Origin of the sequence: Burkholderia lata (assembly GCF_902499335.1) — a bacterium.
In the GTDB taxonomy this organism is placed as follows: domain Bacteria; phylum Pseudomonadota; class Gammaproteobacteria; order Burkholderiales; family Burkholderiaceae; genus Burkholderia; species Burkholderia lata_B.
The window spans coordinates 618,484-631,126 of sequence record NZ_CABVQK010000002.1 but is presented as its reverse complement, the minus strand read 5'-3'; the positions used below and the strand labels follow the sequence as shown (position 1 = coordinate 631,126).

Genomic DNA, 12,643 nt, shown 5'->3' with positions numbered 1-12,643 from the left:
TCTTTGCCGAAAAGGCAAAGCAGCGCGGCCGGCAGCCGGGCGGAGACAGAACGATGGCGGCTTTCCTGCATGGCCTGGCGTTGCGGTATTTCGTCGAAGTGGCGCGCACCGGCTCGATCAGCGACGCGTCCGCGCGGCTGCACGTGGCCGTATCGGCGATCAGCCGCCAGATCGCGAAACTCGAGAGCGAGCTCGGTGCGCCGCTGTTCGAGCGCCGGCCGCGCGGAATGGCGCTGTCGGAGGCCGGCGAGCGGCTCCTGGCGTTCGCGCAGCGCAGCCTGCTGGAGGCCGAGCACGTGATGAAGGACATCGGCGGGCTCGACGCGCTGCACGGCAGCCTGCTGAAGATCGCATGCTCGGAAGGGTTCGCGATCGATTTCCTGCCCGGCACGCTCGCCAGCTTCAAGGCGCGCCATCCGGGTGTGGATTTCTCCGTGTGGGTGGTGTCGCCGGCGGACGCGACGCGGCGCGTGCGTGACGGCGACGTGGACATCGCGTTGAGCTTCAGCCTCGCGCCGGAGAAGGGCGTGCGCGTCGAGCATACCGAGCGCGCGCCGATCTTCGCACTGGTGCGGCACGACCATCCGCTCGCGACGCGTGAAGCGGTGTCGCTCGCCGATGTCGCGCGTCACCCGCATGTGCTGCCCGAGGCCGGCACGACGGTGCGCCAGCTGATCGACATCGCGTGCGCGCTCGACGGGCTGCTGCTCGAGCCGGAGCTAACGAGCAACAACACGGCGGCGATGTACGGCTACGCGCGGCGCACGGGCGCGGTGATGTTCACCGGGCTGCTGTCGGTGCGCGACCGTTGCACCGCGGACGGCTTCGTCGTCGTGCCCGTGACGAACCCGCAACTGCGCGAGCGCAGCATCCAGGTGCAGACGATGGCGGGGCGCGATCTGCCCGCATCGGTCCGCGCGTTCCGCGACCATCTGATCGATGCGATGCAGGCCGCATCGTTGCCGCCGGCAGCCGCGCGCGGCCCGAGACGCCGGCCCGTGAGATAATCGTCAATCCGCCTTCCGTGCCCATGCGGCTCATCGAGCCGCATCGCCCCTGTTCGACGCCAAATTGAAGAACCTGCTTGTCACCCTCGATCACGCCGGTGAGTTCGACGAGATCATCGACGTGCGCACGCCGCTCGAGTTCGCCGAGGATCATATTCCCGGCGCACTGAACGCGCCCGTGCTCAGCAACGAGGAGCGCGTGCTCATCGGTACGATGTACCGGCAGGTGTCGCCCTACGAGGCGACCCGTGTGGGCGCGGCGATCGTCGCGCGCAACATCGCGCGCCATCTCGACACGACGTTCGCCGACCGGCCGCGCAACTGGCGGCCGCTGATCTACTGCTGGCGCGGCGGCAAGCGCTCGGGCTCGATGACGACCTGGTTCAATCTGATCGGCTGGAAGGCGCGCCAGCTCGACGGTGGCTACAAGGCGTACCGCCAGTCGGTGTGCGCGACGCTCGCCTCGCTGCCGACACGTTTTCGCTACATCGCGCTCGTCGGCCATACGGGCTGCGGCAAGACGCGCCTGCTGAACGCACTGCGCGACGTGGGCGCGCAGACGCTCGATCTCGAGGCGCTCGCGTGCCATCGCGGCTCGCTGCTCGGCGCGCTGCCGGGCAAGCCGCAGCCGGCACAGAAGGGGTTCGATTCGGGGCTCGTCGAAACGCTTGGACGTTTCGACCCCGAATGGCCGGTGTTCGTCGAATCGGAAAGCCGTCGAATCGGGCTCGTGCAGTTGCCGATCGCGTTGATCGAAGCGTTTCACGCGGGGCCGTGGGTGCACGTCGAGGCGGCGCACGACGAGCGCATCGCATTCCTCCTCGACGACTACGCGCACCTGTTCGACGAACCGGAAGCGTTCAAGGCGCAGCTCCATCGGCTGATCGGCTTGCATAGCCGCGAACAGGTCACGCACTGGACGGCGCTGATCGATGCGGACGCGCGGGCCGAACTGTTCACCGAGCTGATCGACAAGCATTACGATCCTGCCTACGCACGGACCTACCGCGCGACGTACAACAAGCCGAACCGGGCGCTGACGTTCACGTTCCGGCCCAACGCCGCCGACGGGCGCGATCAGGCGCGTGCGCTGCTGGCCGAACTCGCGCAAGCCGGGCTACCCGCATCGGCCGCGCTTGCCGCAGGCGCGACATCCGAATCCGACCAAAACCAATCGACGACCACACGATGACGACCACACGCACCCAACCCAGCCCGGCCCTCGGCTGGATGACCTTCCTGCTGATCGCGGTCGCGGGCCTGTTCTATGTGAAATGGTTTCCGTACTACAACAAGGCGTTCGTTGCCGCCGAGCATCATTCGATCGGCCAGTCGATCCTGATGGGCACGTCGGCGGCCGCGCCCGAGCCGTCGCTGAAGGCAGCGCTCGACTACGCGTGGGCGTACGGCAAGGCGATCTGGCAGGCGATGGTGCTCGGCCTGCTGCTCGGTTCGGCCGTGCAGGCGCTGCTGCCCGCGCACTGGGTCGCGCGCGTGCTCGGCCGCACCGGCTTCGGCAGCGTCGCCGCGGGCGGCCTGCTGTCGCTGCCCGGCATGATGTGCACGTGCTGCGCGGCGCCGGTCGTCGCGGGGCTGCGTGCGCGCCATGCATCACCGGGCGGCGCGGTCGCGTTCTGGCTCGGCAACACGGTGCTGAACCCGGCGGCGCTGGTGTTCATGGGCTTCGTGCTCGGGTGGCACTGGAGCGCGCTGCGCCTCGTGCTCGGCGTCGCGATGGTGTTCGGGATCGGCTATCTGCTGAACCGGATTGCACGCCCTGAAGACGCCCGCATCGACGATGCGCAGCTCGCCGCGCTGGCGGCCGAGCAGGCCGCGGCCGGCAATCCGTTCGTCCGCTGGATGAAGCTGCTTGCGCGCATGGCCGTGCGTCTCGTGCCCGAATACATCGTGCTCGTGCTGCTGCTCGGCGCCGCGCGCGCGTGGCTGTTCCCGCATATCGGCCCGGATATCGGCAATCATCTCGGCTGGATCGTCGCCTTCGCGGTCGCGGGCATGCTGTTCGTGATCCCGACGGCCGGCGAGGTGCCGATCATCCAGGCGATGCTGTCGCTCGGCATGGGCGTCGGCCCGGCCGCCGCGCTGCTGATGACGCTGCCACCGATCAGCGTGCCGTCGCTCGCGATGCTCGCGCGTTCGTTCAAGCCTTACATGCTGGCCATCGTCGCGATCCTCGTCGTCGTATTCGGGATCGCGAGCGGCCTGCTCGCGGTCGCGCTCGGGTTCTGACGCACGCAAGCGGTGCGCCAGCCGGGCGCAATCGTCGTATTCATCCGGCGCCGCCGTTTCACGCGTGCGGCGCCATTTACAAGAAGCAAACAGGAAAACGCATGACCCAACCGAAGATCCATCCTCGACTCGAAAAGGCGCTGACGCGCGGCGATCTCGCGATCCGCCAGGCCAATTCCGCGCGGGCGACTGCCGTGCTCAACGCACTCGGCACGATGATCATCGAGGCTTCCGCAACGATCGGCGTCGACGCCAGCATCGACATTCCGCAGGGCGACCGCATTTACGATCCGGTCAACGGACTGTGGCCGCAGAAGATGCTGGTGTCGTTCGACGGCCCGGTGGACGAAGCCGACGCGGACGAATTGCGCTCGGTCTATCTGGTCGCCGACGATCCGGGCACGCAGTTCCGCGTCGAATGGCATCGCGCGGACGGCAAGCTCGGCCGCCAGGAAGGTGGCCCGCTCGCGACCGTCGCGTTCCTGACCGACGTCGAGATCCCGTGGAGCGACGACGACGAGTAACGTCGTCGCATGAAGCCGGTGCGCGATGCGCCGGCCTTCAGCGCATCATCCGCCGCCGGAACAGCCACGCGGACAGCAGGAATCCGCCGACCGCGTAACCGGCGAGCACCGCGACATGCAATGCGACGTCGGTCGCCGGTCGGCCGAGCATCGCGGGCCGGATCAGCTCGACGGCGTTCGCGAGCGGCAGCGCATGCGCCGCGTGCTGCGCGATCGGCGGCAACTGCGTGGTCGGGAAGAACACGCCCGACAGCAGCAGCATCGGCGTCAGCACGAGCGTCTGATAAAACATGAAGAAGTCGTAGGACGGCGCGAGCGCCGTGACGATCATCGCGATGCTGGCAAACGCGAGGCCCGCGAGTGCGATCACGGGCAGCGCCGCGAGCATCGACGGAAACCGCGCATAGCCGAGCGCCCCCGCGACGAGCATGATCGCGGCCCCCGACAGCATCGCCTTGCTGGCCCCCCAGACGATCTCGCCGAGCACGATGTCGCCGAGCGCGAGCGGCGTATGCATGATCGCTTCCCACGTGCGCTGCACGTGCATCCGCGAGAAGCCCGAATACATCGACTCGAAGCTCGCGGACATCATCACGCTCGACCCGACCGTGCCGGCCGCGAGGAACGCGATATACGACACGCCGTCGACATGGCCGAGCATCAGGCCGAGCCCGAACCCCAACCCGAACAGATAGATCATCGGATCGGCAAGATTGCCGAACATCGACGCGAGCGCGAGCTTGCGCCAGACGAGATAGTTGCGCCGCCAGACGGCGATCCAGTTGGTCGCGTTCGCGGGCATCGCGATCGCGAAGCGTGACACGCGCGGCGGTGCCGACGGTGCGGCGGCGGAATAGTTGCGGACGTCCATGATCGATCAGTCCTGCATTTCGCGGCCCGTGAGCCGCAGGAACACATCTTCAAGATTGGCCGGGCGATGCAGATAGCGCAACCCCGTGCGACCCTTGAGCCGCGCACTGAGCGGTTCCGGGTCGCTCACGTAGCAGAACAGCGTCTCGCCGCTGATTTCGGTGTGCTTCGCGAACGCCGACAGCTCGTCACGCAGCGTGGCCGGATCGGGCCCGTAAATCTCGATCACGTCGCAGCCGATTTCCGATTCGATCAGTGCGTGCGGCGCGCCTTCCGCAATCTTGCGGCCTTCCTCGATCACGCACAGTCGGTCGCACAGGCGTTCGGCTTCTTCCATGAAGTGCGTGGTGATCAGGATCGTCTTGCCGCGCGCGAGCAGCGAGCGCAGCCGCTCCCACATGAGGTGACGCGCCTGCGGGTCGAGGCCCGTCGTCGGCTCGTCGAGCACCAGCACATCGGGATCGTTGACGAGCGCGCGGGCGAGCGTGAGACGGCGTTTCATGCCGCCCGACAGCTCGCCGACCTTCGCATCGGCCTTGTTCTCGAGCTTCGCGAATTCGAGCAGCGGCTTCACGAGCGTGCGGGCAGCCTGCGCCGACATGCCGAAATAGCGGCTGAAAACCAGCAGGTTCTCGCGCACGGTGAAGTCGGGGTCGAGATTGTCGAACTGCGGGACGACCCCGACGCGCTGTCGCGCATGCCGCGCGCGCGATGGAACCGGTTCGCCGCAGAGCGAAATGGTGCCTGCATCGGGATGCGTGAGACCGAGCAGCATTTTCAGCGTGGTGGTCTTGCCGGCGCCGTTCGGCCCGAGCAGGCCGTAGCATTCGCCGGCCTGTACGGTGAAGGACAGGCCGTTGACGACGAGCTTGTCGCCATAGCGCTTTTCGACGTTCCGGAAATCGATCGGTGCAACGGACATGGGCATGTTGTCGTTGTAAGCGGGCGCGGATGCGTTCCGCTGCCGGATGCGTGGCCGGTTGGCGAACCGATCGGACGATTGCGTGTCACACGGGCATGACCGAAGCGCACGACGCCGGCGCCTGATGGCCCGCTGGAGTACGGTACGAACGGGCCATTCTAGTGCATCGGCTGCGTCTCTTCAGGGCATGCCTGCACGGTGCGATGCATGCGCGCACCGATCGTGCACTGCATCATCGCGCACGCGCCGAGCGGGGCGAATCAGCGTTTTCCATCCCTTGCGTCCTGAATTGCGGCGCACCATGATGAATGCGTAGGCTCGGTGTTGCGATAGGGAGGCTTCATGGCTAGCTACAACAAGATTCTGCTGTGTTACGACGGCTCGCTCGAAGGGCGCAAGGCACTGCGCTGCGGCGCCAACCTCGCGATGGACCTGAAGGCCGAGACGCATTTGCTGTCGGTCGTCGACATGCGCTCGAGCATTGCACAGAGCGCGGGGTTGCTGACCGACGTCGCGTGCGGCCGGTTCGAGGAAACCGCGCGCGAAATCCTGCAGGAAGGGGTGAACTGGCTGCGCGAGCGCGGCGTGCAGGCCGAAGGCCATTTCGCGTTCGGCTATCCGATCGACGAAATCGCGAATCTCGCGACGGAGCTGAAGGCCGACCTCGTCGTCGTCGGCCACCGGTGCCGCAGCGGGTTGTCGAGATGGTGGATGGGCTCGGGCAATACGCAACTGCTCGATCGCGTGAACTGCAGCATTCTGGTTGCGTGTTCGTCGGCGGAAGAGCAGAAGGCCGAAATCGCGCGCGAGCGTGAAGCGGCCACGGCGAACGGCAAGTGATCCCATGATTCGCTGACTACCTGACCGGCGCGAATCGCCGGTCAGGCGTCGTGCCACGTCAGTGGCGTGGCGCGGGCGCTGACCGCGGCCAGTCAAGCCCTGTCAAGCGTGCAGGTCGATTGCAGACAACTTCCACGAGAACAGACCGAAGCGGTGGAATATCGCCGCATAGCGCGTGCCGTCGGCACTGCGCTGGTAGGTCACGACGAATTCGTCGACATTGCGGTAGCCGGCGCTGGTTTGCTGCTGGTGCGGCGCATGCGCTGCGTCGACCGGGCTGGCCGGTGCGGCAGCGGCCGGGGGCTGCGATGACGCGGCCGTAGCGGCCGCGTTGCTGCCCGGAGCGGCTGCGCTCGCCGGAGCCGGATTGGCCGCCGGTGCGGCCGGCGTATTGCCCGGGGCATTGCCGCCTGCCGGCAGATTCGACCATTCGGGTGGGCGCTCCCCCGGATTGCCGCGCGGCGGCAATCCGCTCATCAGCGCGGCCACACCCTCCGGAGTCGCGTACGCATCGACCAGCGGGCCGATCAGAGCCGACCCGATCAATGCACCGATCACCGCGAACGGATTGTTCTTCTTCACAGCGTCGATCCGGCGCATCAACTCTTCCGTGACCTGCTGCTTGAGGCTGATGCGCAGCGACGGAAAATCGACATACTCACTGATGGCCTGCGCGTCGCGCGCATCGATCGCCGATTTCAGGCGACCGAGCGCGACGTACGGCGACGCGTAGGCGTAGCCGATCGCCGCAATGATGGCGACGGCCAGCACGACGATCAGCAGGGGCTTGAGCCGCCATGCGCGGCCCGAAGATCCGGTCACGTTGACTCCGGTGCGGGGATGTTCCGCAATCAGAGACCGCCTGGCGTGGCCGATCGTTCCTCTGCGATGCAGTGATCGATCATCCGGCACACGGCATCGATCGTGCCGACCATGATCAGGCGCGAACGGCCGTGATAGACGCGCACCGGCGCGCGGCGCGCGGGTTCGGCGTGATTCAGGCCGGCGTTCAGCGATACCCGCGCGAAAGCGGGGAGCGCCGACGGCAGCAGGGACGCCTGCCGTTCGACTGCGACTTCTTCTTGCACAGGCGCCGCCGCGGACAGCGGTGCGCAGGGCGTGCGGCCGCGCAGATGACGCAGACGGCCGAATTGACGGAAAGGCAGCAGACGGGCAAGGCGTTCCATGATGTTCTCCTCAGCGAGACGGAATGTCAGAGTTCGCCCGAGCGGATCAGCCCGACGGCGATGCCTTCCAGCGCGAATTCCGCGCTGCCGGCCTTGACGAAGATGTTTTCGTAATCCGGGTTCTCCGCGATCAGCTCGAGACCGCCCGGCCGGCGCATCAGGCGCTTGACCGTGACGTCGTCGCCGAGACGCGCGACGATGATCTGGCCGTCCTTCGCTTCCGTGCGCTTCTGCACGGCGAGAAGATCGCCGTCGAGGATGCCGGCGTCGCGCATCGACAGGCCGCGCACTTTCAGCAGGTAGTCGGGCTTGCTGGAGAACAGCGCGGGATCGCACGCGTAATGCTGCGAGATGTGCTCCTGCGCGAGGATCGGGCTACCGGCTGCCACGCGGCCGACGAGCGGCAGCGACAGCTGCATCAGGCCGGCGTGCGGCAGCGTGAACTGGTGCGGGGCATCGTCGATGCCGAGCAGGCGGATGCCGCGCGACGCGCCGGCGGCCAGCTCGATCACACCCTTGCGTGCCAGCGCACGCAGGTGTTCCTCGGCCGCATTCGGCGAGCTGAAGCCCAGTTCGGCCGCGATCTCGGCACGGGTGGGCGGGAATCCGGAGCGCTCGATCGCGCGACGGATCAAGTCGAACACTTGCTGCTGACGGGCGGTGAGTTTGGTCATGGCTCAACTGTATGGATAGACAGTGAGCTGTATTTTTATACAGTAGTTCGCGAATTTCAAGTGTTACGTGAGGTTCGACGCGATGACGCCGGTTCCGGCGCGATTTCGCGACGTCCGGACGCCGGTTTATCTGCCGCAACCGTCCGTCCCGTCTGCGTTAGCACTTTTGAGTATTAAAAAATGAGGAACGATTATTTTTAATCATGTAACCCGTTCGTTAGACTGGCCCGACATCGCAATACCGACAACACTGGAGAACCAAGGATGGGCAAGCGCAATACGGGGCTGGTGGGCGGAGTGGGCCGCCTGATCGCAACACTCGCGCTGGGCGCGGCGGCGGCGCTGGGCGTCGCGTCGCACGCGCAGGCCGATACGACCTTCCTGAACGTGTCGTACGACCCGACGCGCGAGCTGTATCAGGACTTCAACCAGGCGTTCGGTAAGGAGTGGAAGGCGAAGACGGGCGAGACCGTCAACTTCAAGCAGTCGCACGGCGGCTCGGGCGCGCAGGCGCGCTCGGTGCTCGACGGCCTGCAGGCCGACGTCGTCACGCTGGCGCTCGCGTACGACATCGATGCGCTCGCGAACAAGGGTCTCGTCAACAAGGACTGGCAGAAGCGCCTGCCCGACAACGCATCGCCGTACACGTCGACGATCGTGTTCCTGGTGCGCAAGGGCAATCCGAAGGGGATCAAGGACTGGGACGACCTGACCAAGCCGGGCATCTCGATCGTCACGCCGAATCCGAAGACGTCGGGCGGCGCGCGCTGGAACTACCTGGCTGCGTGGGCGTACGCGGTGCACAAGCCGGGCGGCAACGAGCAGACGGCAAAGGAATTCGTCACGAAGCTCTACAAGAACGCAGGCGTGCTCGATTCGGGCGCGCGCGGCGCGACCACGAGCTTCGTGCAGCGCGGGATCGGCGACGTGCTGATCGCATGGGAAAACGAGGCATTCCTGTCGGTCAAGGAATTCGGCACCGACAAGTTCGAGATCGTCGTGCCGTCGGTGAGCATCCTGGCCGAGCCGCCCGTCGCGGTGGTCGACAAGGTGGTCGACAAGAAGGGCACGCGCAAGCTGGCCGATGCATACCTGAACTTCCTGTACAGCCCGCAGGGCCAGGAGATCGCGGCGCGCAACTACTACCGGCCGCGTTCGAAGAACGTGCCGGCGGAGCTGACGAAGCAGTTCCCGAAGCTGAAGCTGTACACGGTCGACGATACCTTCGGCGGCTGGACGAATGCGCAGAAGACGCATTTCGCGGACGGCGGCGTGTTCGACTCGATCTACAAGCCGCAGTAACGCCATAACGACAGCGGCGCGCCACGACAGCGCGCCGCATCCCCGACGGCTCGCCGGCGCGATTCACTGCGCCGGCGTTTGCGTCGGACCCATGAGCAGCATCGACCCAGCAAGAGCATCCGATGACGACGTACACCTTTCGCAAGCCGAGCGCGCTGCCCGGTTTCGGCGTGACGCTAGGCATCACGGTGGCCTATTTGAGCCTCGTGGTGCTGATACCGCTCGCCGCCACGTTCCTGAAGACCGCGACGCTGTCGTGGGACCAGTTCGTCACCGCCGTCACGTCGCCGCGCGTGCTCGCGTCGTATCGGCTGACGTTCTCCGCCGCGCTCGGCGGCGCGCTGATCAACGCCGTGTTCGGCTTCCTCGTCGCGTGGGTGCTCGTGCGCTACACGTTCCCGTTCAAGCGGCTCGTCGACGCGATCGTCGACCTGCCGTTCGCGCTGCCGACGTCGGTCGCCGGCATTTCGCTCGCGGCCGTCTACGCGACCAACGGCTGGGTCGGCCAGTATCTGGCGCCGCTCGGCATCAAGATCGCGTTCACGCCGGCCGGCGTGCTGGTCGCGCTGACCTTCATCGGGCTGCCGTTCGTCGTGCGCACGGTGCAGCCGGTGCTCGAGGATTTCGAGCGCGAGCAGGAAGAGGCCGCCGCGTGCCTCGGCGCATCGCGCTGGCTGACGTTCCGCCGCGTCGTGCTGCCGGCCGTGCTGCCGGCGCTCCTCACCGGGTTCGCGCTTGCGTTCGCGCGCGCGCTCGGCGAATACGGCTCGGTGATCTTCATTGCCGGCAACGTGCCGATGAAATCCGAGATCACGTCGCTGCTCATCATCACGAAGCTCGAGCAGTACGACTACGCGGGCGCGACCGCGCTCGCGGTCGTGATGCTCGTCGTGTCGTTCCTGATGCTGTTGCTGATCAACACGTTGCAGTGGTATCTGCAGCGCCGCACGAGCAAGAGCGCAAGCGGCCCCGCGCCCGCCACCGTCACCGCCGTCGCAGCAGGAGGCCAGCAATGAGCCAGGAGGCCACCGTCGTGCTGAAAACCCCGTCGCCGGCCGCGCGCGCCGCGAAGCGGCTCGACCCCGTCAGCGAGTCGCGCGTCGTGCGCTGGCTGCTCACGGGCATCGCGCTGGCGTTCCTCGCATTCTTCCTCGTCGTGCCGCTCGCCGCGGTGTTCGTCGAGGCGCTGCGAAAGGGCGTCGGCTTTTATCTCGAATCGCTGGCCGATCCCGATGCGTGGTCGGCGATCAAGCTCACGCTGACCGTCGCCGTGATCGCCGTGCCGCTGAACCTCGTGTTCGGCGTGTGCGCATCGTGGGCGATCGCGAAATTCGAATTCCGCGGCAAGGCGCTGCTGACGACGCTGATCGACCTGCCGTTCTCGGTGTCGCCGGTGATCTCGGGCCTCGTGTACGTGCTGCTGTTCGGCGCGCAGGGCTGGCTCGGGCCGTGGCTGCAGGCGCACGACGTGCAGATCATCTTCGCGGTGCCGGGCATCGTACTCGCGACGATCTTCGTCACGTTCCCGTTCGTCGCGCGCGAACTGATTCCGCTGATGCAGGCGCAAGGTACCGACGAGGAAGAAGCCGCGCGCGTGCTCGGTGCATCGGGCTGGCAGATCTTCCGCCGCGTGACGCTGCCGAACGTGAAGTGGGGCCTGCTGTACGGCGTGATCCTGTGCAATGCGCGCGCGATGGGCGAGTTCGGCGCGGTGTCGGTCGTGTCCGGCCACATCCGTGGCCAGACCGACACGATGCCGCTGCACGTCGAGATCCTGTACAACGAATACAACTTCGCGGCGGCGTTCGCGGTGGCGTCGGTGCTGGCGCTGCTCGCGCTCGTCACGCTCGCGCTGAAGCTGCTCGCCGAGCGCCACCTCGCCGCCGAACTGTCCGGCGCGCGCGACACCGTTCCCGCACATGCCGGCCCCGTCGCCGCCGTTTCGTCGAAATCGTAAAGAGGCAACCAGAATGGGTATCACCGTCCGTAACCTTCAGAAGCGCTTCGGCGATTTCACGGCGCTCGACAACGTATCGCTCGATTTCCCGCCCGGCGAACTGGTCGCGCTGCTCGGGCCGTCCGGCTGCGGCAAGACCACCTTGCTGCGCGTGATCGCGGGCCTCGAGCACGCGGACGCCGGCCAGGTCGTGCTGCAAGGGCTCGACGTCGCGTCGGTCGGCGCGCGTGACCGCCAGGTCGGCTTCGTGTTCCAGCACTACGCACTGTTCCGCCACATGACGGTCTTCGAGAACGTCGCGTTCGGGCTGCGCGTGAAGCCGCGCCGCGAGCGGCCGTCCGAAAGCGCGATCCGCGACAAGGTGCACGAGCTGCTGAAGCTCGTGCAGCTCGACTGGCTCGCGCAGCGCTATCCGTCCGAGCTGTCGGGCGGCCAGCGCCAGCGCATCGCGCTCGCCCGCGCGCTCGCGGTCGAGCCGAAGGTGCTGCTGCTCGACGAGCCGTTCGGCGCGCTCGACGCGAAGGTCCGCAAGGAGTTGCGCGGCTGGCTGCGTCGTCTGCACGACGACCTGCATATCTCGACGATCTTCGTCACGCACGACCAGGAGGAGGCGCTGGAAGTCGCGGACCGCATCGTCGTGCTGAACCGCGGCCACGTCGAGCAGGTCGGCAGCCCGCAGGACGTCTACGATCATCCGCAGAGCGCATTCGTCTACGAGTTCCTCGGTGCGGCCAACCGGTTGCCGGGCACGGTTGCCGGGCGCGGTTTCGTTGCCGAGGGGGCGGCCGCGCCGATCGAGGTCGACGCCGATTTCGCGGGCCCCGCGAATGCCTACGTGCGGCCGCACGACCTGCAGCTGTGGCCGGTCGGCGAAGGGCACCGCGACGGCATCGCGGTGGACGTGCGCCGCGTGATTCCGCTCGGCGGTTCGGTGCGCGTGGAGCTCGAGGCCCGTGCAGGCGGCGCGCTCGAGGCAGAGCTCGATCGCGATGCCTGGCGTGCGCTGTCGCTGCAGGTCGGCGATGGTGCGACGGCCGTGCCGCGCGCGGTGAGGGTGTTTCCCGCGCGTTAACGCCAGAATGCAGGGCAGGGGGCGGAAATTGCTCCGATTCG

The 12,643-nt window shown here is 67.0% G+C and carries 14 protein-coding genes; 9 read left to right on the top strand and 5 right to left on the bottom strand.

Annotated elements, in window-relative coordinates:
* The first annotated feature begins 53 nt into the window (after positions 1 to 53).
* The 4 genes from BCO18175_RS07095 to BCO18175_RS07080 all read left to right on the top strand — a co-directional run bounded on the left by BCO18175_RS07095 (position 54) and on the right by BCO18175_RS07080 (position 3,778).
* Positions 54 to 1,007, top strand: a complete 954-nt coding sequence (locus tag BCO18175_RS07095) for a LysR family transcriptional regulator (protein WP_174912404.1) — start codon at positions 54 to 56, stop codon at positions 1,005 to 1,007.
* 64 nt (positions 1,008 to 1,071) lie between these two features.
* Entirely contained in the window at positions 1,072 to 2,199 is a 1,128-nt protein-coding gene (gene mnmH, locus BCO18175_RS07090; RefSeq protein ID WP_174980026.1) for a tRNA 2-selenouridine(34) synthase MnmH, read from the top strand.
* Positions 2,196 to 3,254 carry a permease gene (locus tag BCO18175_RS07085; RefSeq protein ID WP_059682707.1) on the top strand — a complete coding sequence of 353 codons (1,059 nt, stop codon included), beginning with the start codon at positions 2,196 to 2,198 and terminating at the stop codon, positions 3,252 to 3,254. Before mnmH ends, BCO18175_RS07085 begins: the two co-directional genes overlap by 4 nt.
* A 101-nt stretch (positions 3,255 to 3,355) precedes the next feature.
* On the top strand, positions 3,356 to 3,778 hold the full coding sequence (locus BCO18175_RS07080; protein WP_164462574.1) for a hypothetical protein: 423 nt from the start codon (positions 3,356 to 3,358) through the stop codon (positions 3,776 to 3,778).
* Between the two features lie 37 nt (positions 3,779 to 3,815).
* On the opposite strand, the gene BCO18175_RS07075 is transcribed toward BCO18175_RS07080, so the two are convergent.
* Positions 3,816 to 4,649, bottom strand: a complete 834-nt coding sequence (locus tag BCO18175_RS07075) for an ABC transporter permease (RefSeq protein WP_174912395.1) — start codon at positions 4,647 to 4,649, stop codon at positions 3,816 to 3,818.
* Between the two features lie 6 nt (positions 4,650 to 4,655).
* Positions 4,656 to 5,570, bottom strand: coding sequence for a nodulation factor ABC transporter ATP-binding protein NodI (gene nodI / locus BCO18175_RS07070; RefSeq protein ID WP_174969165.1), 915 nt, complete (start codon positions 5,568 to 5,570; stop codon positions 4,656 to 4,658).
* A gap of 342 nt (positions 5,571 to 5,912) precedes the next feature.
* Between nodI and BCO18175_RS07065 the strand changes: the two genes are divergently transcribed.
* Positions 5,913 to 6,410: a universal stress protein gene (locus BCO18175_RS07065; protein ID WP_174912389.1), complete on the top strand. Its 498-nt coding sequence runs from the start codon at positions 5,913 to 5,915 to the stop codon at positions 6,408 to 6,410.
* Between the two features lie 102 nt (positions 6,411 to 6,512).
* Here BCO18175_RS07065 and BCO18175_RS07060 read toward each other — a convergent pair whose 3' ends face one another.
* From BCO18175_RS07060 to lexA, 3 genes are read right to left on the bottom strand one after another with little or no spacing between them, the layout of a single operon-like run.
* Positions 6,513 to 7,232, bottom strand: coding sequence for a DUF2939 domain-containing protein (locus BCO18175_RS07060; protein WP_174980112.1), 720 nt, complete (start codon positions 7,230 to 7,232; stop codon positions 6,513 to 6,515).
* Between the two features lie 29 nt (positions 7,233 to 7,261).
* Positions 7,262 to 7,597, bottom strand: coding sequence for a hypothetical protein (locus tag BCO18175_RS07055; RefSeq protein WP_011351892.1), 336 nt, complete (start codon positions 7,595 to 7,597; stop codon positions 7,262 to 7,264).
* Between the two features lie 26 nt (positions 7,598 to 7,623).
* Positions 7,624 to 8,271, bottom strand: coding sequence for a transcriptional repressor LexA (gene lexA / locus BCO18175_RS07050; RefSeq protein WP_009689103.1), 648 nt, complete (start codon positions 8,269 to 8,271; stop codon positions 7,624 to 7,626).
* Positions 8,272 to 8,535: 264 nt separating this feature from the next.
* Between lexA and BCO18175_RS07045 the strand changes: the two genes are divergently transcribed.
* The 4 genes from BCO18175_RS07045 to BCO18175_RS07030 all read left to right on the top strand — a co-directional run bounded on the left by BCO18175_RS07045 (position 8,536) and on the right by BCO18175_RS07030 (position 12,602).
* Entirely contained in the window at positions 8,536 to 9,573 is a 1,038-nt protein-coding gene (locus tag BCO18175_RS07045) for a sulfate ABC transporter substrate-binding protein (RefSeq protein WP_174912387.1), read from the top strand.
* 122 nt (positions 9,574 to 9,695) lie between these two features.
* Entirely contained in the window at positions 9,696 to 10,589 is an 894-nt protein-coding gene (gene cysT, locus BCO18175_RS07040) for a sulfate ABC transporter permease subunit CysT (RefSeq protein ID WP_174980025.1), read from the top strand.
* Entirely contained in the window at positions 10,586 to 11,530 is a 945-nt protein-coding gene (cysW, locus tag BCO18175_RS07035) for a sulfate ABC transporter permease subunit CysW (RefSeq protein WP_174980024.1), read from the top strand. Before cysT ends, cysW begins: the two co-directional genes overlap by 4 nt.
* Positions 11,531 to 11,543: 13 nt before the next feature.
* Entirely contained in the window at positions 11,544 to 12,602 is a 1,059-nt protein-coding gene (locus BCO18175_RS07030; protein WP_011351896.1) for a sulfate/molybdate ABC transporter ATP-binding protein, read from the top strand.
* Positions 12,603 to 12,643: the final 41 nt, after the last annotated feature.

Coding starts and splice junctions, on each gene's coding strand:
- BCO18175_RS07095 (WP_174912404.1), top strand. CDS start 54: ATGGCGGCTTTCCTGCATGGCCTGGCGTTGCGGTATTTCGTCGAAGTG.
- BCO18175_RS07085 (WP_059682707.1), top strand. CDS start 2,196: ATGACGACCACACGCACCCAACCCAGCCCGGCCCTCGGCTGGATGACC.
- BCO18175_RS07080 (WP_164462574.1), top strand. CDS start 3,356: ATGACCCAACCGAAGATCCATCCTCGACTCGAAAAGGCGCTGACGCGC.
- BCO18175_RS07075 (WP_174912395.1), bottom strand. CDS start 4,649: ATGGACGTCCGCAACTATTCCGCCGCCGCACCGTCGGCACCGCCGCGC.
- nodI (WP_174969165.1), bottom strand. CDS start 5,570: ATGTCCGTTGCACCGATCGATTTCCGGAACGTCGAAAAGCGCTATGGC.
- BCO18175_RS07065 (WP_174912389.1), top strand. CDS start 5,913: ATGGCTAGCTACAACAAGATTCTGCTGTGTTACGACGGCTCGCTCGAA.
- BCO18175_RS07055 (WP_011351892.1), bottom strand. CDS start 7,597: ATGGAACGCCTTGCCCGTCTGCTGCCTTTCCGTCAATTCGGCCGTCTG.
- lexA (WP_009689103.1), bottom strand. CDS start 8,271: ATGACCAAACTCACCGCCCGTCAGCAGCAAGTGTTCGACTTGATCCGT.
- BCO18175_RS07045 (WP_174912387.1), top strand. CDS start 8,536: ATGGGCAAGCGCAATACGGGGCTGGTGGGCGGAGTGGGCCGCCTGATC.
- cysT (WP_174980025.1), top strand. CDS start 9,696: ATGACGACGTACACCTTTCGCAAGCCGAGCGCGCTGCCCGGTTTCGGC.
- cysW (WP_174980024.1), top strand. CDS start 10,586: ATGAGCCAGGAGGCCACCGTCGTGCTGAAAACCCCGTCGCCGGCCGCG.
- BCO18175_RS07030 (WP_011351896.1), top strand. CDS start 11,544: ATGGGTATCACCGTCCGTAACCTTCAGAAGCGCTTCGGCGATTTCACG.